This is a genomic window from Methanohalophilus sp. WG1-DM, from assembly GCF_004104135.1.
Taxonomy (GTDB): domain Archaea; phylum Halobacteriota; class Methanosarcinia; order Methanosarcinales; family Methanosarcinaceae; genus Methanohalophilus; species Methanohalophilus euhalobius.
Genome location: NZ_RRBA01000002.1, coordinates 133,366 through 152,602, shown reverse-complemented (window position 1 = coordinate 152,602; position 19,237 = coordinate 133,366). Strand labels below are relative to the sequence as shown.

General features: G+C 42.1%; 17 protein-coding genes. 7 read left to right on the top strand and 10 right to left on the bottom strand.

Annotated features, from left to right (window positions below; translation table 11 throughout):
• Positions 1-29: 29 nt before the first annotated feature.
• Entirely contained in the window at positions 30-1,772 is a 1,743-nt protein-coding gene (locus CI957_RS02710) for a chloride channel protein (protein WP_128754164.1), read from the top strand.
• On the opposite strand, the gene CI957_RS02705 is transcribed toward CI957_RS02710, so the two are convergent.
• From CI957_RS02705 to cgi121, 3 genes are all read right to left on the bottom strand, one after another.
• Positions 1,753-3,033, bottom strand: a complete 1,281-nt coding sequence (locus CI957_RS02705; RefSeq protein WP_241645852.1) for a tRNA (N(6)-L-threonylcarbamoyladenosine(37)-C(2))-methylthiotransferase — start codon at positions 3,031-3,033, stop codon at positions 1,753-1,755. The genes CI957_RS02710 and CI957_RS02705 overlap by 20 nt on opposite strands.
• Before the next feature lie 30 nt (positions 3,034-3,063).
• Entirely contained in the window at positions 3,064-4,152 is a 1,089-nt protein-coding gene (glpX, locus tag CI957_RS02700; RefSeq protein ID WP_105460904.1) for a class II fructose-bisphosphatase, read from the bottom strand.
• Positions 4,153-4,225: 73 nt separating this feature from the next.
• Positions 4,226-4,735: a KEOPS complex subunit Cgi121 gene (gene cgi121, locus CI957_RS02695; RefSeq protein WP_096712678.1), complete on the bottom strand. Its 510-nt coding sequence runs from the start codon at positions 4,733-4,735 to the stop codon at positions 4,226-4,228.
• 175 nt (positions 4,736-4,910) lie between these two features.
• Between cgi121 and thrC the strand changes: the two genes are divergently transcribed.
• Both thrC and leuS read left to right on the top strand, forming a co-directional pair.
• Positions 4,911-6,113, top strand: a complete 1,203-nt coding sequence (gene thrC / locus CI957_RS02690; RefSeq protein WP_096712677.1) for a threonine synthase — start codon at positions 4,911-4,913, stop codon at positions 6,111-6,113.
• A 12-nt stretch (positions 6,114-6,125) separates the two neighbouring features.
• Positions 6,126-9,011 (top strand): leucine--tRNA ligase, encoded by a 2,886-nt coding sequence (gene leuS, locus CI957_RS02685; RefSeq protein WP_096712676.1) that lies wholly within the window; start codon positions 6,126-6,128, stop codon positions 9,009-9,011.
• A 32-nt stretch (positions 9,012-9,043) separates the two neighbouring features.
• Here leuS and CI957_RS02680 read toward each other — a convergent pair whose 3' ends face one another.
• Positions 9,044-9,649: a hypothetical protein gene (locus CI957_RS02680; protein ID WP_128754162.1), complete on the bottom strand. Its 606-nt coding sequence runs from the start codon at positions 9,647-9,649 to the stop codon at positions 9,044-9,046.
• 181 nt (positions 9,650-9,830) lie between these two features.
• Here CI957_RS02680 and CI957_RS02675 point away from each other — a divergent pair, with 181 nt between their 5' ends.
• From CI957_RS02675 to CI957_RS02665, 3 genes are read left to right on the top strand one after another with little or no spacing between them, the layout of a single operon-like run.
• Positions 9,831-10,340, top strand: coding sequence for an ArsR family transcriptional regulator (locus tag CI957_RS02675; RefSeq protein ID WP_096712674.1), 510 nt, complete (start codon positions 9,831-9,833; stop codon positions 10,338-10,340).
• A complete protein-coding gene (locus CI957_RS02670) occupies positions 10,337-11,125 on the top strand; it encodes a winged helix-turn-helix transcriptional regulator (RefSeq protein WP_096712673.1) in 789 nt (262 codons plus the stop codon). Before CI957_RS02675 ends, CI957_RS02670 begins: the two co-directional genes overlap by 4 nt.
• Positions 11,126-11,134: 9 nt before the next feature.
• Positions 11,135-11,668: a metallophosphoesterase gene (locus tag CI957_RS02665; RefSeq protein ID WP_096712672.1), complete on the top strand. Its 534-nt coding sequence runs from the start codon at positions 11,135-11,137 to the stop codon at positions 11,666-11,668.
• 5 nt (positions 11,669-11,673) lie between these two features.
• Here CI957_RS02665 and CI957_RS02660 read toward each other — a convergent pair whose 3' ends face one another.
• From CI957_RS02660 to CI957_RS02635, 6 genes are all read right to left on the bottom strand, one after another.
• Positions 11,674-11,907: a hypothetical protein gene (locus CI957_RS02660; protein ID WP_096712726.1), complete on the bottom strand. Its 234-nt coding sequence runs from the start codon at positions 11,905-11,907 to the stop codon at positions 11,674-11,676.
• Positions 11,908-11,981: 74 nt separating this feature from the next.
• Complete coding sequence (locus CI957_RS02655) at positions 11,982-12,548, bottom strand: RPA family protein (RefSeq protein ID WP_096712671.1); 567 nt, start codon at positions 12,546-12,548, stop codon at positions 11,982-11,984.
• Entirely contained in the window at positions 12,549-14,099 is a 1,551-nt protein-coding gene (locus CI957_RS02650; protein WP_128754161.1) for a replication protein A, read from the bottom strand.
• A gap of 94 nt (positions 14,100-14,193) precedes the next feature.
• On the bottom strand, positions 14,194-16,062 hold the full coding sequence (locus CI957_RS02645) for a cation:proton antiporter (RefSeq protein WP_342764915.1): 1,869 nt from the start codon (positions 16,060-16,062) through the stop codon (positions 14,194-14,196).
• 267 nt (positions 16,063-16,329) lie between these two features.
• Positions 16,330-17,955 (bottom strand): methylamine methyltransferase corrinoid protein reductive activase, encoded by a 1,626-nt coding sequence (locus tag CI957_RS02640; RefSeq protein WP_128754160.1) that lies wholly within the window; start codon positions 17,953-17,955, stop codon positions 16,330-16,332.
• A gap of 127 nt (positions 17,956-18,082) precedes the next feature.
• Complete coding sequence (locus CI957_RS02635) at positions 18,083-18,667, bottom strand: hypothetical protein (protein WP_128754159.1); 585 nt, start codon at positions 18,665-18,667, stop codon at positions 18,083-18,085.
• Between the two features lie 214 nt (positions 18,668-18,881).
• Here CI957_RS02635 and CI957_RS02630 point away from each other — a divergent pair, with 214 nt between their 5' ends.
• Positions 18,882-19,211: a DUF6951 family protein gene (locus CI957_RS02630; RefSeq protein ID WP_096713063.1), complete on the top strand. Its 330-nt coding sequence runs from the start codon at positions 18,882-18,884 to the stop codon at positions 19,209-19,211.
• The last annotated feature ends 26 nt before the right edge of the window (positions 19,212-19,237 follow it).

Below are 19,237 nucleotides of genomic sequence, written 5' to 3'. Positions count from 1 at the left end.
TACTTTCTTATTTATGAAGGCGACCTTTTTTGAATAACCTCAAAAACGAGTTACAGGATCGGTATTATACCGAAGGGTTCATTTCTAATTTCCTTGCCATAATAATAGGAATAATAACAGCCCTGGTTTTTGTGGCCTATGATCAGGTTACCTATTACTTTACAACCCTTTTTTTCAACACTCCGAATAATAGCCTGCCCATATATATCATCCTCCTCCCTGCTGCCGGAGGATTATGCGTTGGCCTTATATCCTATAAATTTATGAAAAAAAGTAGGTGTGGAGTTGCAGAGATTGTAGAGGCAACAGCTCTTCAGGGAGGGAAGATAAAGAGCAAATTTGCTTTTTATGAAGTATTCCTTTCAATGATCTCAATATGCACAGGAGGATCGGTGGGCAAAGAAGCTCCCGGTATACTTGCGGGAACCGGAGTAGGAGCTACGGTCGCCGACCTGCTGAAAAGTCCGGACAACCGTTTCAGGACATTGATTGCCTGTGGGGCTTCTGGAGGAATTGCAGCGGCATTTCATGCCCCTCTTGCTGGAGTGGTTTTTGTAGTAGAGGTAATTCTCGGAGAATTACAGACCAGGACACTTATACCGGTAGTTCTTTCTTCAGTATTTTCTACTCTTGTAACTGACATCATTTTTGGAATTCAGCCCATACAGGTTTCCTACTACGGGATGGAGAGCCCGTTCCGCGAGCCAGTACTCTACATTATTATGGGTCTACTTGCAGGCATTGTGGCTGCAATATTCATAAAGTGTACATATCTCACCCAGGATTCCTTTGAAAAACTCCCGATAAAACCCTATTTAAAACCAGCCCTTGGCGGACTTGTTGTCGGATGTATCGGTTATTTCTATCCCCAGATATTCGGAATCGGTTACGATGTCATCAAACAATCCCTCAACAACGAACTTGCCATGCAAATGTTGTTGATATTGCTTGTCCTGAAAATAGTGGCATTTGCCTTCACTGTTGGTTCAGGGGGTTCAGGGGGAGCGATCGTACCAGCCCTTTTTGCGGGTTCCATGCTGGGAGGGGGTTTTGGAAAACTGGTGAATTATATTTTTCCTCTGTCCACAGCACCTGCGGGAGCATATGCCCTTGTAGGGATGGGGGCAGTTTTTGCGGGAGTTGTACATGCACCCCTGACTGCCATGCTTATCCTTTTTGAATTGACCCGTGATTACAGCCTTATCCTGCCCCTTATGTTGACCTGTGTAATCAGCAATGTAATATCAACTCACCTTCATGAAGAGTCGATATATACAGAATTGCTCAGGAGAAGAGGACACGTTATCAGAGCCGGTACCGAGGTAAATGTGATGGAATCGCTAACTGTAAGGGATAATATGGTAAGAGATGTTTTATTTCTTAATGTAAAAGACACAGCTGCCAATCTTCTTAATCTGATGCATAAAAGCAAACATGCAGGTTTTCCTGTACTTGACAATCAGGGAAAACTTGCAGGAATTGTTACCCTCCATGATATGCGCGACAAAGTAAAGCAAGGAGAACTGGAAAAACCGATCACCCAAATAATGAGTAAAAATGTTGTTACTGCGTATCCTGATGAATCCCTTGATATCGTACTCAAAAGACTGGCAGCCCATGATGTGGGCAGATTACCTGTAGTCTCCCGAAAGGACAGAATTACCCTGATAGGAATAATAACCCGCAGTGATATCGTGAAATCCTATGACCGGGAGATCGTTAAAAGAATGCAAACAGGTGAAAATGATAATCTTAAACCGGATGGCCGATAAAGTAACCCGGGGTTGCTTCATCTATCTTCAGCCTGCAACGTTGACCGGGACTAAATTCACCTGATTCAGGGATCACAACAGGTTTATAAGAAGCAGTGCGGGACATCAATCCTTTTACCTTTGCCTGTTGTGAGATGAATACATCAACTTCTTTTCCTACCATATCTTCCTTTTTTCCGAGTTTGATTTGATTACAGAGCCGATGGAGTTTGCCCGAGCGCTCCACAACAATACGTGTATCTATATTTCTGAATTGCAATGCTTCAGTGTGCGGTCTGGGTGTGTAACGTGAAATATTTACCTTATCGGGGCGATAGGTTCGAATCCAGTCCAGTGTAAGTTCGAAATCCTCTTCATCCTCCCCCGGAAAACCCACAATAATATCTGTGAAAAGGGTACTTTCAGGAAATGTATCCCTGAACTTTTCGACTATCCTGTTGGCCTGATCCATTGTATGTTTACGTTTCATCCTGCCAAGCACTTTGTCCGAAGCTGACTGGATGGGAAGATGCAAAACTTTGTAGATCTTTTCACTGGAATAAGCCTCTAACAAGTCATCCAGAATTTCAAGTGTTGAAGCAGGATTCATCATACCCACACGTAGCCTGAAATCTCCGGGAATTGCAGTAATCCTCTCAAGCAGGGCAGGCAAATTAATTCCTTTATCCAAACCATACTGAGCATTGTCCTGAGATGTTAGCCAGATCTCACTGCAGCCCTCGTAAACAGCCTGCTCGATGTCTGTAACGATTGAATCGGCATCAAAGGAGTAAAGGGGACCCCTGGCAAGTGTAACAATACAATAGGAACAACGGTTATTGCAACCCTGTGATATCTGGCAGATATGGATATTCGGACTCGACCTGTTGCGGGGTACATTGAGTAAACCTTCAGGAGAATCATCAAAGACACTCATGGGCCTCAGTGAAAGTCCCCCCAGCCTTTCATGAACCCGGTTGAGAATTACTCCGAGCTTAAGAAGGGAATTCATGCCCAGGACATGAACCTCGGGATTATTTTCTAATATTTCGTCCATTTGGACCTGAGGCATGCAACCTGTAACAATTACTTCCCTGCCCTGAAGGCCCCATTCCTTGATCTTGTGCAATATCTTCTGCTCTGTAGTATCCTTGACTGTACAGGTGTTGCATATGATCACATCAGCTTCTCTTTCAGATACAAGCCTGTGGCCCAGCTCCACCGCTTTAGCCTCAAGGATCTCGGAAGAGGACTGGTTGGCCGTACAGCCAAAGGTTGCTATATGTATATTTAACAGAACAAAATCTCCATATTATAGCCTGAGAGGCGTATTTTCCTTATCATGTATATAAACAGAATCTGAAAATTTGACAACACCGGAACTACCCATAGATATACTGTGTACCCTTGCGTCCCCATAACCAAAAAGGTTGGTGCCTTTGAGGAAATGCCCGGAGGTCACACCAGTTGCAGCAAAGATTACATCTTTACCGGGTACAAGTTTTTCAGTGTCAAGAACATCATTCATGTTGTCTTCGTTTATGCCCATCTTTTTAAGCCGGGGCATCTTTTCCTCTACCTCCCGTGCAATTACATCATCGGGTTTGCGATTGGCAACTGAAGGTAAAACCAGGCGTGCAAGCACCTTACCACCCAGGATCTTCATTGCAGAGGCTGTAAGTACAGCTTCGCCCGAGCCACCCGAACCCATTACCACATGGATACCTGAGCCACGTATAGCCGTTGATACGCCGGGCATAAGATCACCGTCGGAAACCAGATTTACCCTGGCACCGGTTTTCCGGATTTCCTCGATTTTATCCTTATGACGCTCACGGTCCAGAATCACAACCACAAGTTCCTCTACACTGCGGTTTAAAGCACGGGCCACTATCTCAAGATTGTCAATTGCTGGGGCGTCCAGATCAATTTCCTCTCCTGGGTGTTCGCGTTCATACTTTACGACTTGTGGACCTACCACGATTTTATCCATATAGACATCTGGACCGTGGAACAAACCATCGGGTTCGGACATGGCCATAACTGAGATGGAACCCGGTACACCGTCTGCACATAGATTGGTACCCTCCAGCGGATCAACTGCAATATTTACCTTAAGGTCACCTTTACCTGTACCGACTTCTTCACCAATATAGAGCATTGGTGCTTCATCCCTTTCACCTTCACCGATCTGGATGACACCACTGATATCCAGGCAATTAAGCATCCTGCGCATTGCTTCCACCGATACCTGATCGGCATAATTCTTGTCACCCCTGCCTATCTGATGGGCAGCAGCAATAGCAGCAGCTTCTGTGACATGGATCAGTTTGGGGAGTAAGGCACTTTCTATCGGACCGGCATTTTTCATAATATTCTCTGCAGTCTTCGGGTGTGGCATTAATAATCCTCTCATTTGATAGATATATAGATGAATAATCTGTATGTACTTATTAATAAGTTTACCAATGGACTTATTTCAGGATGTCCACCAGTGACACTCGCTCCAGCACGATGTCAGGTATCCGCGATACACCGATTGCATCTGTCTCTGCAGAACCGATTCTGAAATGAGCCCTTACAGCCTCTTCCTTTTGGACTGAATAACCGACCACTTCAATCCTGGAGACCATTGAATCAAGTGCAGGTAAAACAGCATCTACATTATTTTTTTCACCCAGGACAAGAAAAACAACAGAAATATCCCCTTCCTTCATACCCATAGAAAAAGCTTCAACAATCTGTCGTTTTCCGGAAGCATACCGGAGAATTTCAACCCCCAGGTCCCGGGCCACATTGCTGCCGGAATCGAATGCTTTTCTGGCTTTTTTTATTGCAAGTTCGATATGGGCCCTACCTGCTATTTTGCCTGCATCCATTGCCTGTATGGTAACATCATGTTCATCTGCAATATCATTCAGTTTTTGCAAAAAAGCATTCAAGTCATCAACAAAAAGAGTACCCTGAACAGTCTTCCAGTACATGGTGGATAGGTGGGGCTTCCCTACAATAAAGATAACGGTGGTCTTTCAACAGATTTAATAACAATTACATAATAGAAGGGGTCAGGCGCCATTTCCGAGTACTTTATTTATATTGGAATTGATTAGGTTATAAGATTCACCCTATTAAAACTTTAAAACTATCAGGAGAACTCCAATGTACTATTTAAAATGCATCGAATGCGGTAAGGAATATCCTAAAACAGAGGTCCTGTATACCTGTGAATGCGGCGGTTTGCTTGATGTAATTTATGATTATTCTCAGATTGATATTAAAAGGGAAGATTTAGAGGGAATTGCACTTTCTGTATGGAAATATGCAAAACTTCTTCCTGTTGACAGAAAACCTATAACAATACAGGAAGGTGGCACACCTCTCTATAAATGTGACAGGTTAGCCGAAAAGATTGGTGTCAGGGAACTATATGTCAAACATGAAGGCATGAATCCTACCGGTTCCTTCAAGGACAGAGGTATGACCGTAGGTGTCAGCAAAGCCCTGGAATTAGGGATGAAAACAATTGCCTGTGCATCTACAGGTAATACTTCCGCAGCCCTTTCCATCTACGGTGCAAAAGCGGCAGTTCCTGCTGTTGTACTGTTACCGGAAGGGAAAGTTGCACTGGGCAAGGTTGCGCAGGCCCTGATGCATGGCGCAAAGGTGCTTAGCATACGCGGCAATTTCGATGATGCTCTGGAACTTGTAAGAGAACTCTGCGATGAGGAAAAGATCTACCTTTTAAACTCCATTAATCCCTACAGGCTGGAAGGACAGAAAACAATAGGTTTTGAAATCGCAGACCAGCTGGATTTCCAAATGCCTGACCGGCTGGTACTTCCGGTAGGTAATGCAGGCAACATTACTGCCATCCATAAAGGCTTCAAAGAATTCAAGAAACTGGGAATTACAGATAAAGTCCCACAGATGATGGGAATACAGACTGAAGGTTCTTGCCCAATAGTAAAAGCCGTAAGGGAAGGAAAAACTGATATTACCCCTGAAAAGAATCCCGAAACTATCGCAACAGCAATCCGGATAGGGAATCCGGTTAATGCCAGAAAGGCCCTTATAGCAATTTCCGAATCAAATGGTGGTGCGGAAAGTGTTACTGACGATGAATTGGTGGAAGCCCAGATAGACCTGGCACAACTTGAAGGAATCGGCGTTGAACCTGCAAGTGCCACCTCTGTTGCCGGTCTGAAAAAACTTGTAGAGACCGGAGTAATAGGTGCAAATGAATCCGTGGTCTGCGTGACTACAGGACATCTTCTCAAGGACCCGGAAGAAGTAATATCCGTTGCACCAAAACCCATTGTAGTTGATGCCACAATGGAGGCTATCAGAAAGGTCCTGTACTGAGGGGAAATGAATATGGAGCAGAACTACAAACCTGCCATCATTGAAAAAAAGTGGCAAAATATATGGTCTCAGGACAAAGTTTTCGAGGCCGAACCTGACAGCCGGAATAAATATTTCATAACTGTTCCCTACCCATATCTCAATGGGAATCTGCATGCAGGCCATACCAGGACATTCACCATCGGGGACGTTATTGCAAGGCACAAGAGGATGCAGGGATACAATGTACTCTACCCGATGGGATTCCACGTAACCGGTACGCCCATTGTAGGACTTGCTGAACTAATCGCCAACAGGGAACCCCAGACGATGGAAGTCTATTCTAAGTTCCATGGCATTCCGAAGAATATCCTTGAAGGACTTGATTCTCCGGAAAAAATCGTGGAATATTTCAGTGTGGAAGCAGAAAAAGCCATGCGATCCATTGGATATTCCATTGATTGGAGAAGAAAGTTCACCACGACCGATGAAACATATAAAAAATTCATCGAATGGCAATACAATCTGCTTTACGAAAAGGGACTGATTGTAAAAGGTTCACACCCTGTCAAATGGTGCCCCAATGATGACAATCCTGTGGAAGACCATGACATCCTCAGGGGAGAAGAAGCCACTATCGTGGATTATACCCTGATCAAATTCACCTACGATGGCATGGTATTACCCTGTGCTACCCTGCGGCCGGAAACCACATTCGGGGTCACCAACCTCTGGATAAACCCTGATGTGGAATATGTCAAGGCGAAAGTGAAAACCGACGAGTATGAAGAGACCTGGATTGTAAGTGAAGAAGCATACAACAAACTTACCTACACAGATCGTAGAGTCGAACTCATAGGGAAAATAAGTGGCCTGGACATCATCGGAATAAAGGCCAAAAACCCATTGACAGACTCGGAAGTCATCACCCTTCCGGCATCTTTTGTCAGGGGAGGGAACGGAAGCGGAGTTGTTATGAGTGTGCCCGCACATGCACCTTATGATTATCTGGCCCTGAAGGACCTTTATGATAGAGACCTTTCAGAATACGGTATTACAGAAAATCTCCAGAACATCCAGCTCATACCCCTTATCGATGTTCCTGAATACGGAGAATATCCGGCAGTTGAAGCGGTGGAGGAATTTGGAGTACAGGACCAGGATGATCCAAAAGCCGAATCTGCAACAAAAATGGTCTATCGGCGGGAATTCCACGGAGGTACCCTGAAAGAAAATACCGGGAAATATGCAGGCACAAGGGTCTCAAAGATAAAAGATCTTCTTACACAGGATTTGATCGATGAGAAAATCGGCGAGATATTCTATGAATTCAGTGAACCTGTGGTCTGCCGGTGTGGAACCCCATGTGTAGTAAACATGGTTAAGGGCCAGTGGTTCCTCAATTATTCCAATCCTGAGTGGAAGGATAAAGTATACCGCTGCATAGAAAATATGGATATAATCCCCGAAGAACTGAGGGTGGAGTTCAATAATAAAGTTGACTGGCTTAAAGACAAAGCCTGCGCCCGTAAAAAAGGCCTCGGAACACGCCTGCCCTTTGATAAGGACTGGTTGATCGAATCCCTGGGAGATTCCACGGTATACATGTCCTACTACATAGTTGCAAAGTTTCTCTCTGAAGATATTAAGACCGAGCAACTGGTGCCCGAACTCTTTGATTATGTGCTTCTTGGAAAGGGAAGGGTGCAGGATGCAGCAGAAAAAAGTGGAATTGATATCTCTGTAATTGAAAGCATGCGAAAAGATTTCAATTACTGGTATCCCGTCAATCTCAGATCCTCAGGAAAAGACCTGATACCCAACCACCTCCTGTTCTTCCTTTTCCATCATGTTGCGATATTCAAAGAAGAGAACTGGCCTCGTGCCATTGCAATCAATGGTTTTGTATCTCTAGAAGGACAGAAAATGAGTAAGTCCAAGGGACCACTGCTAACACTCAGTGAGGCAGTGAAAGATTATGGTGCGGATATTTCCAGGATGTATATCCTGTCCAGTGCCGAACAAACACAGGATGCAGACTGGAAGAACAGTGGCATCGAGTCCGCCAGGAGACAGATCGACAGGTTCTACCATTTTGCAAAAGATACTATCGATACCAAATGTACCTCTGGAACCTACAGGGAAAAACAATTGATAGACAGGTGGATACAGAGCCGCTTGCAGCAGCGTATCAGTGAAACAAACGAGGCCCTTAAAGGTATACGCACCCGGCAGGCCCTACAGAATTCTTTCTTCCTGCTTCTTAATGATGTGAAATGGTATCAGAGAAGAGGAGGAAAGACCCTCCAGTATGATATACTCGATACATGGGTGCGCCTGATGGCACCTTTCACTCCCCACATATGTGAGGAAATCTGGAGTGAAATGGAAGAAACGCAAGGTTATGTGTCCCTGCAAAAATATCCTGAGTATGACCCACAACTTATCGACAGGGATGCCGAAGCCGGCGAAGAGCTGATCAGCAACACTTTTTCAGATGTTGAGGAAATAATAAAAGTCACCGGTATAAAGCCGCAAAAACTTGTCCTCTATACAGCCTCCCAATGGAAATCAGAAGCTTTTAAGCAGGCTCTTGAACTCCAGCAACAGGGAAATCTCAACCCGGGAATTCTCATAAAGAATCTCATGCAGGATCCCGAAATGAGACCTTACGGTAAAGAAATACCCAAGTTTGCAAAGAAAGTTGTTGATGACATAAAGGCCATGAAAGAAGAGAAATTCGAGATGGTATACGGTTTCAACCTGGACGAAAAAGAAACGCTGCAAGAAGCAATAAGTTTCTTTGAAAAGGAAATTGGTTGTGAAGTGCAGATAGCCAGGGAAGGTGCAGAGACGTATGATCCCGAAAAGAAAGCCCGCTTTGCAGCACCAATGAGACCGGCTATTTATATTGAATGAAGGGGATTATACCTTTCTTTTTTACCTTTCTTTTAAGTTGCCAGTTTTGTTTGTTTAGTCTTGGGTACAAGGCCTTCCAGATTCATAAGCGCCTTGAGCACCGGAAGGAGGACTATACCTACATACCGGAGATTATCATTATCTTTCCCGCTTATTTCATAAGCAGGGTCAATCGAGGGAATGGATATCCGGGTAATAGAATTGCGCAGGATCTTGATGTCTTTTTCAGGTATTTCTATGATAGGATTGCCCTTTTGCACTGCATCCATGATCGTATTTTCATGAAAACCCATCGATTTTAACTCTGCCCTGAAAACCGGCCTTTCCAACAGAGAAGAAAATACATAGATTGCTACATAGATGCGTTTGGATGCAGGAACATCCTTCAGATGATGACCTATAAGAGAATAAATATTATCTTCTTCTTTCTCAGCATTATCTGGAAGTTTATAGGTCTTTGATGGAGGCACCTCTATTTCATCAAGTTTTTTCAGATCTCTCAGTGCCCTCAAATAACCGGTCATGATCAAACGATGCTCATCAATACCTTCTGATTTGAGGTCTCTCGTGATGCCACTGATCGAAAGCTGTCGGTTATCAAGCAACCTGAATATTTTAGAATACAGTGCCTCTGTCATAATACCTGAACAGTATTGTTAACAGGATTGAATAAATGTAACGGTATAAATGTACAAGGAAAAAACTGCGATAAGTATCAACACAAATACTACAACACATTTATTAATCTTAAGACCATATTAGTATAGCTGTATTAACCTTTTCTAAATCGAATCAATTACCTACATATGAGGTTTTGTGATGCCCAGGAGAACCCGAATAATAAACGACCCATCTGAAATGGTACCCCTCCTACAAACATTCAGATCAAAGGAGCATAAACATGTCTTTAACGCACTCAGTTCAGAGTGGATGACAAAAGGCCAGCTTGACGAAAAAATGGGAATTGACACAGAGGAAAGTATCGATATACTCCAGAAATGCGGGTTACTGGAAAGCCAGTGGCGCATGCCCAAACCTGGAAAAAAACCGGATAAGGAATATCACTCATCGTATTCAAAAGTACAGGCGAATTTCCAGTGTTCTTTTGACGACCTCAGTGAAATAATTACTTTAACATTCACTCCTTACGAAGAGATAAAAGATCTGATAGGAGAACTTGAAAAGGAAGTAGAAAGTGGCAACCATTCTATGAGTGCTCTTACACGTAAGCTCAACAGAAGTGCATTATACATAAGATCCCTTGCAAGAAGAGCAAATGGGTTAACGGTTATGGGCCAGAGATTGAAAATAAATGAGGAAAAGAAATGATTGACATTCTCCAGAGTAAAAGCGGCATTACCAAATTCCAGATACTTATCGAAGTTGCCGCCCATCAACCCAATGTCAGACAGAAAGAAATAGCAGAGAAAGTCGGAGTAACCCCCCAGGCAGTTTCAGAATATATCAAGGAACTTACATCTGAAGGATATATTTATTCTGATGGGAGGGTACGTTACAGAATTACAAAAAATGGAGTAGAATGGGTCCTGGAAAATGCTGCTGACATGAAAAGATATGCCAAATTCGTAATGAGTGATATCATAAGCCATGTATCTACCTGGACTGCTATTGCCGATGAAAATCTGGATAAAGGCGAAGAGGTCTATCTTCATATGAGAAACGGTCTGCTATATGTTGACACTAAAGAAGAAGCAGATGCCCGGGGTGTCACCGTATCTGATGCAGAAGAAGGAGAAGATGTAGGTGTCACCAACCTTACCGGGATGATCGATCTGGAAACGGCAAGTATTACAGTCTGCAAGATTCCCCGCAGCGAAAGACAGGGGTCCAGAAATGTAGATTTGGGACGATTGAAAAAACTCACCGAATCAAAGGACTATATAGCGGTGATTGGAGTTGAATCGCTCGTGGCACTCAAAAAAATTGGAAGTCAACCCGATGTTATGTATGGGGCCAAGGAATCGGTCGTAGAAGCTGCATTCCATGGGCTTTCATCCCTTGTGCTTGCAATCGATGAGCAGGTCCCGACTATAATGAGTAAACTTGAAATGGAAAACCTGGAATACGAACTTGTAGACCTGAGTCTCCATTAAGGTAAAAACATGAAGATACTAGTTATTTCAGATACACATCTCAAAAGTGGAGAATTTCCTCCTGATTTGAAAACCCTGATTGACAGATATGACATGGTAATACATGCAGGGGATTTTACTACACTAGAATGTTATAAGGCTTTCAACGATACAGGGAAACTCAAATCAGTATATGGAAATTCTGATACATACGAGTTAAAAGAGATTCTTCCCGAAACCCTGCAACTTGACATTGACGGCATAAGGGTCGGCGTGGTCCACGAAGCCGCCCTATCAATAAACGATACAACTGCCCTGCGCTACAAAGCCCTTGAAATGGGTGTTAATGTGCTTATATTCGGCCATATTCACAGCCCAATCCTGGAAAAAACAGATGTACTGGTATTGTGTCCCGGCTCTCCGACATCGCCCCGCATGTCAGACCCTATGGCCGCCGAACTAAATATTGAAAACGGTGAAGTAAAAGCAAGATTTATAGAAATTAAAGGAAATTCCTGTGGATTTGTCGGATTTTCAAGAGAACTAGAAAAAGCGGACAATTAATCCGTTTACTTTTTCCCATCAATCGTTTCTATTTTAAATATAACTCCAAGCCCATTGAGGCTCAGGTGTACTTTATCCCCAAACTGGAGGATATCCTCAACATGAACATTATTGCCCCATTCATAGACATAGTCATAATATCCCTGAATTGGTTTAAACCCCAGAGACAGAAGGCGACGGTTAACTTCAGAGGGACTGGCACCTTCACTGTTAAACCACACCAGCAGATAAGTTTTCACAAATATCACCCGAATAAAAATAGATTTACTCATTTATTATACTTATGCAAAAAAAGGTGTGCATAAAGCACACATCAAATCTGTTCTTTCAGGGATTTCAAAGCATCCAGTACCATGGATGAATAACTTCCCTTATCGGTGTTGTAATGTTCTTTAGCACGAGTCACATATGTATCCGAACCATCCAGATCATTTAATCTGTTAATTGTCTGAATAGCAGTATCAACAACCCACATATCCCGTGTGTTACCATCAACTATGCTTATGGATTCAGGTCTTATGGAAGTAATAGTGTCCCCATCAGGAGTCTCATAAACACTGGGTTTGCCTGCAACAGCTACAAATGCGGGAGTTTCACATTCTGACAACAGTTGTGCTGCTTCCGGTTGATACTGACCTGCATATATTGTGAAGGTACCTGTAGGATCTGTAACCCGACCTCTCCAGTATTCCGCTTCATTGCCTATATTTTCCTTCTCGATAAGAGTCCCTACAATAAAAAGGCGATTTACCCTGGCCCCGGTTGGTGTTAACAGATACTGAGGAGAATAAACATCGTCACCTTCCCTGAATGAGAGATCCGAATTCCTAAACTCTTTTGCAAACATTCTTTTTGCTACTTCACGTACATAGGTAGACATTCAGGCCACCTCCAGATCTGCAATAAGCTCATCAACCTTTTCCATATCAACAGTGGATAATGGTTCAATGGATTTTGCTATTAAGTAACGATCAGCAAGCGATCCTTCCACACAATAATATTTTCCCACAAGGTCCTCACGCATTTTACTTACCACTACCGTTTGATCAAGGGCATCTGCTGCAAGATTAATTGCTTCCTCAAGAGTGATACCGGTCAATTCTTCGGTAATTTCCCTGTTCAGAAGAACATCCTGCACAGTTTCCCCATTATCAAGCACAGCTTTGATACGCAGGTCATAATTCCCATCAACCTTACCGTGCTCCATACAGGCTCCTTTTGTAAGTGCCCGGTTACATTCAGGACAGCGCTTAATAAGACCGGACCCATCCTGGATATCAATCATTGCACCCTGGAAACTATTAGCTCCCACTTCTATTTCTTCAGAGAGAGGTTCAATTGTAGTAGTACGGTTGAGAATTACCTCATAGTTTCCATTCCACTCATTGACAACAATGTTATTGAAACGATAAACATTTCCTTCTTCGACATCAGGCAGATCATCACGAGACCATTTGACGAATTTGATAGTACCGGATTCATCCCCAAGAATGCCAACCTGGGATATTGCATCATTTGAATTGTCCCATAATTGGACAACCTTGGCTTCAATGTTGGCCCACATATTTTCCTGACGTAATTCTGAAAGTAAACGGTCTTCAGCCGACCCCTGGGGCTGGAAGGAGGTATCAATATCTTCTTCCAGAGGCTCAATGTTACTGGTACGGTTTAGGGTAACTTCATACTTACCATTCCATTCATTGACAACCACGTTACTGAAAAGGTAAGATTTGCCTTCTTCTACATCAGGCAGATCATCACGAGACCATTTAATGAATTTGATAGTACCGGATTCATCCCCAAGAATCCCAACCTGGGATATTGCTTCATTGGAATTGTCCCATAACTGGACAACCTTGGCTTCAATGTTGGCCCACATATTTTCCTGATTCAGATCTGATACCTGACATTCTTCAGAAGCACCAGCCGAAGTTGAACCTGCATCAATATCTGTTGCAAGCGGTTCTATAGAACTGGTACGATTCAGGGTTAATTCCAGCTTACCATTCCATTCATTAACAACCACATTACTAAAACGGTATGATTTACCTTCTTCAACGTCAGGAAGATTATCCCTGGACCATTTGATAAATTTTATTCGACCTGTAGAGTCGCCTACGAGACCTACCTGGGAAATTGAACTGTTTGAATTATCCCATAATTGTAGTACTTTAATGTCGACATTTACCCATTGGTCTGCTTTCACATCCGCAATATTAGACATTGTTGCGGGTTTTGATTGGTTGAAAAATTCATTCTTGTTGACATTATACTGCTTAAGTAAAACATTTACAGTATTTTTTCGTGCCTCATTGGCAGGAACTTTGAACTTGTTAACAAGTTTATCTAGCCGTTCTTCAATCTCTTCCAGAGGAACTTCTATTCCCATATCCTTAAATTGGGTCTGTATACTCTTTGCAATATCTTCCATAAAATCACCTTGACCTCTTGTTTTTAATTCTAGAGAGGCAAAGACGAATATGGCGTTTGGGTATATATAGATGTTTGAAGTGGACTGAAAGTAATCAACGCTCAAAAAGGTCTGCAACCTTCTGTGCTGAATCGCCTTCACCAATTATAGTTACAATATCGTCATATTCAAGCACGACACTTCCATTGGCAATAAAGGATTTCTCACCTCTTCTAACCATAAGCAGAAGACTGCTTTCAGGCAAGTTAAGTTCCCTTATAGCTTTGCCTACAACTTTGGGATTACTTACATGTGCCTCTATGATGGCGGCCCCTTCCTCTACTTCACACATGGAGAACATATGAGGATGGCCGACCATATTATCCAGCACAAGAGCAGTTGTCATTGCAGGACTCATTGCTCTTATTTCAAGGTCCCAGAAAGCATGAAGATTTTCAATATTATTTACACGTGCAACGATCTGGTCCTTATCAAAACTAAATTTGGTCTTGGCAATCTGGCAAATCAAAAGATTAGTATTGTCCTCATCAGTAGTTGCAACCACATATTTAGCATGATCAATTCCTGCTTCCTTAAGGACATTAATATCTTCCGCATCACCATGCACAACTCTTATATCAGATTTCATCAATTTCTGGCAATTTTCTTCGGAAGGGTCTACAACCACTACATTTTCCCCTCTCTTTTCAAAACGCTCGGCGAGAATCTGTCCAACCTCACCGCCACCTACAACAAGTATCTCCATTGGAATCACTCCTAAGAACTTAGCTACACGATTGGCAAGGGAACCGGTCATTAAAACCGTAATGATGATGGTAATAAATATAAGTCCTACAAGGGCATCACCGCCTACCATCCCCATTGAATTTAACTTTACTGCAAAATAGGTTGCAATCGAAGCTGGAACCACGCCCCTTGGACCAACAAAGGAAACGAATAATTTCTCATTCCGATTAAAAGATGTACCCCTGGTAGAAAGAAATACAGAAATTGGCCTGGCTACAAAAATCAAAACCATTACAACCGCTACACCCACAAACCCTATCTGTATAATATAATCAAAACGCAATAATGCTGCAAGTAACAGGAAGATCAAAGACAACATCATCAATACAAGATCAGCCTTGAACTCTTTTAGTGCAGACTTATAGGGAACTTTGGATGAACCTACCATAATACCAAATATTGCAACGGCAAGAATTCCCGATTCATTGGCAAAAGATTCAGCAATCACAAAGGTGGCAATCACCATTGTAAAGGTAATGAACCGTACGGTTTGTTCAGTAAGAAGCATTTTGCCAAGGATATTTCGCAGCAAAAAGCCACTGGCCAGCCCTAAAATCAGTCCCATTCCTATTCGTTGTATGAGAAAACTGACAAGTTCCAAGCCGGAAAGAGGTGAGACAATCAATTCAAAAATAAGTGCCGCCAATATGACACTTGCAGCATCATTGAGAACACCTTCAAGTTCAAGTATCTTGCTAACTTTATGGGAAACATTGACATTCCTTACAAGTGGAGTTATTACAGTTGGACCGGTAGCTGTTACAAGTGCACCAAAAAGGGCAGCAATATTCAAAGGTAGTCCTGCAATATAGTAACTGGCAGCCGTGGCTAGTATAAATGTTATAACAATACCAAATATAACAAGTCTTAGTACACTTTTTTGGATACTACGTATAGAATGAAGGTCAATGTGAAGGCCACCTTCAAAAACAATGACAGACACACAAAGGGCAACAATTGCTGAGAGGCCTTCACCTAAAATCATGGGATCCAATATATTAAGAACTTCAGGACCTGCGATTATTCCTTCAATCAGAAGGAAGATCAATATAGGCATACGAAAACGCATACTCAGCAGATGAGCTATAATAGTCATAAGAAGCACAGCAAGTGCAATCTGTAAGAAATATATTGACTCCACCCTGTCATCTCCCAGTGAGGTTAATGCGATAACCAAAAAAAGGTTTTCATATATAAATCTTTTATTAGAAATGTGAATCCATAGAGAGAATCATTAATGTTTACTTCAAAAAAGAACTCCTATCTGCAAGAAGCAGACAGAACATTATTTTGTTCAGCCTGAGATATCTGAAATTATCACCGCATTATAAATTGATATTCAAAATATACTCAATTTAATGTTGGATGTGTTACTCTTGGCACAAAAGAACTTATAAATAGGAAAAGGTGCGCCACACACGCACCGGCTCAAAAAAAAGAGACATCAGATTGTTTTGATATCAATGTCTATGTAATGAATTGCATCCACCGGACAAATTGCAACACATCGATGGCAGGAAGTCCCAAGGCATTTTTCACTATCATAATGCACATATTTCTTACCGCCTTCTTCCAGCGCTATAATAGCATCTTCAGGACATTCCTCTTCACACTTACGGCAAAGAATGCAATCCGGAGCCTCCTCTTCTATTACGATACCCAGATTTCTCACAACTTCAAGGCCTTCTTTGCCTACTTCATCAATATCCTTTGAGACCCTTTTTTCAATTACAGGATCCTTGTAAAGCTCAGGTAATTTTGGAAGACCATACATTTCAAGCATCTGATTGTATGTTTCAATGGGCATTCCCTGTGTCCAGTAGGAAAGTTCACAAACATAGAAGTTCGAGAATGTTTGGCTTTCTGCCATCATCAAATGGTCGGCCTTTATTTTGTTGGCTACTTCCTTAACATCCTCAAGACGACCTACATCAAATACAAGTTCCCTTGCAAGGGAGATAGAAGTGTTACCAAATTGCACTATTGATTTGGAAAAGTTTGGACAGGACCCCAGTATCCTGGCTTTGTCCGCATCAATATATGCACCTGTTGCACCGGACATATACATATAATCAAGGTCTTCATAGGCAAGACCTGCTTCAACAAGTAAAGTCAGGTGTGCAGCACGTATCGCACCAATAGCTTTGCCTGCTTCTTCAATATCCCTGTCATAAATTTCCACACCATCAGCCAGGATAATTTTACCGTTGGGCAGATTTGGAAGTTTCTCGATTAATCCAGTATCCAGGGCAACCGAAATTGATGCAATTACACCCGTACCGGTAATACCTTTTGCAATCAGGTCACTGGCTTCTTTTATGTCACCGGTGGCCGGGTCAATCAGATGGGCTTTACGGGGAGACATATCCTCATCCAAAATCGTAATTCTCCAATAATCACCCTCAGGATTTACATCGGATATTGCACCGGGACTTGCAAGCATACCACAGGATATACCCTGCCCCTCAATTGCAGGACCTGCAGCTGCACTGCCAGTAATAATCTTTTCCCCTACTTTAAGTGCCATTTCGGCATTTGTACCATAATCCGTTACAAGAGAAGGTTTTTCCTGTTCATAGAAATCGGTCTTAATCATCATTGCCAGTGCATCGGCACCAATTTCATGTTTGATTGCGGGAGGGACTATGATTTCGCAATTTGGAAGGGGAATCACACCATCAAATATCTCAGAAGCATCGAAAACCCGGGCATCACGCACCACATTTTCGACACCAAGCTTTTTTTGTTTGTTTTTACCTGCATACGCCAGGTCGCGGATCTCAATGTTCTGGAAAATTGAAAGCTGTATAGGATTTCCACATATAGCAATACGTCTGATATCTGCCGGGTCAACATCAAGTCTTTCGATTATTTTCTTTACCGTATCCATCATTATTTCATGTGAAATATCAGGACCTACCTGAATAGAAAAATCCAGATGATCCATCACATTTCCGCCCGGCAGAGGATGGCGCATTGTAATAGCAGTCTTTAAAACATCCTTCGTATCAAGATCAATCAATTGTGCCCGAAAACCACTTGTTCCCAAATCTAGAGCAATACCATACATTTTATACACCTCTATTAATACAGAAAGTAATGCATAAAGAAGATAAAATTCAAAGGTATATAAGGTTTTGTGAAGTAATCACAAAACCACACTGTTACATAATAATTAAATTGCTATACGCTGTAAATCAGCTTTTGTTCTCAAAATCAAATCCCAGTAGGAATGTACCGCTCCCACATTCGTTCTTCTCACACATCCTTTCTTTAATGTATTCATCAGTAGGAGGTGAGGGGGAAGCCAGAATTGCATCACTAACGCCTTCAATACAGCCTACAGGTTCACATTCTTTGGGTGGGAGGACAACTACAAGCGGTTCCTTGCTGCTATTGGCATCCATAAGGACCTCTTTGTCATAAATGATAATATTTCCTATTACAAGAGAATCGGCACACTTTTCCACTTCTTTAATCCTTTCGGCATCCTCAGTGTCTTCACCCACTTTTTTATCTTTATGCTTTAAGATTACATTTGGGCCAGAGGGCCATTCATAATCCATGTCCGTAAAGAAAGACACAAGTACGTCCATATCAAGTACTTTTTTCACACCCTGATTATCACCTCTACCCAGACCCATTAAAGTCATCTGGTCAGCCTTTTCCTCCATTTTTCTTATGGTTTCCCTGTCCTCTGAAGAAAGTAGTGTTGTAGCACCTACACCTTTTACCTGACCCAGTTTTTCAAGAACCTGTTCAATTATTTTATCTCTGTCCAATTTGTATCCCTCATAAAAGAATGATTAAGTCATTTTAATGAACTGCTAATAATCTCTTTCTTTTGGATATTTAAGGATGTCGAATTATTCCCGGAGAAAAACTATAGTTAGGAACATAATCATAGTGGTTTTGTGACATGTGTGCATAACTGTTATATAAGACCACCAAACATAATTATCAGAGAGAAGCACCAATCATAACAGGAGTTAAAATATGACAGAAGTTACTGTAAACTCAAGAATCTGTGGTTATAAGCATAAAATTAATGCAGAAAAAGAAGGAAAAAAAGTTAAAGTCGATATTACCAGTGACTGCAAAAAAATACAGGCAATGTCAAAAATGGAAGTACCCAGAATGGAAATTTTTGACATACGGGACAACTACATCACCAAAAAGGCACAGGAAGCACACACATGTCCGACCTGTATCGTACCCAGTGGAGCAATTCATGCCTGCCATCTTGAATCAGGATTCATTTCCAAAACACTGGCAAAAGAATCAGGTAGTGTCAGTATCGATTTTGATGAAGAAATTGATGATTAACCCAGTAAATACATTAATCGCCCAAT

Excerpts from the sequence above, each read along its gene's own strand:
- glpX (WP_105460904.1), bottom strand. The coding sequence starts at position 4,152 with ATGCCACACCCGAAGACTGCAGAGAATATTATGAAAAATGCCGGTCCG.
- cgi121 (WP_096712678.1), bottom strand. The coding sequence starts at position 4,735 with ATGTACTGGAAGACTGTTCAGGGTACTCTTTTTGTTGATGACTTGAAT.
- thrC (WP_096712677.1), top strand. The coding sequence starts at position 4,911 with ATGTACTATTTAAAATGCATCGAATGCGGTAAGGAATATCCTAAAACA.
- leuS (WP_096712676.1), top strand. The coding sequence starts at position 6,126 with ATGGAGCAGAACTACAAACCTGCCATCATTGAAAAAAAGTGGCAAAAT.
- CI957_RS02680 (WP_128754162.1), bottom strand. The coding sequence starts at position 9,649 with ATGACAGAGGCACTGTATTCTAAAATATTCAGGTTGCTTGATAACCGA.
- CI957_RS02675 (WP_096712674.1), top strand. The coding sequence starts at position 9,831 with ATGCCCAGGAGAACCCGAATAATAAACGACCCATCTGAAATGGTACCC.
- CI957_RS02670 (WP_096712673.1), top strand. The coding sequence starts at position 10,337 with ATGATTGACATTCTCCAGAGTAAAAGCGGCATTACCAAATTCCAGATA.
- CI957_RS02665 (WP_096712672.1), top strand. The coding sequence starts at position 11,135 with ATGAAGATACTAGTTATTTCAGATACACATCTCAAAAGTGGAGAATTT.
- CI957_RS02655 (WP_096712671.1), bottom strand. The coding sequence starts at position 12,548 with ATGTCTACCTATGTACGTGAAGTAGCAAAAAGAATGTTTGCAAAAGAG.
- CI957_RS02650 (WP_128754161.1), bottom strand. The coding sequence starts at position 14,099 with ATGGAAGATATTGCAAAGAGTATACAGACCCAATTTAAGGATATGGGA.
- CI957_RS02640 (WP_128754160.1), bottom strand. The coding sequence starts at position 17,955 with ATGTATGGTATTGCTCTAGATTTGGGAACAAGTGGTTTTCGGGCACAA.
- CI957_RS02630 (WP_096713063.1), top strand. The coding sequence starts at position 18,882 with ATGACAGAAGTTACTGTAAACTCAAGAATCTGTGGTTATAAGCATAAA.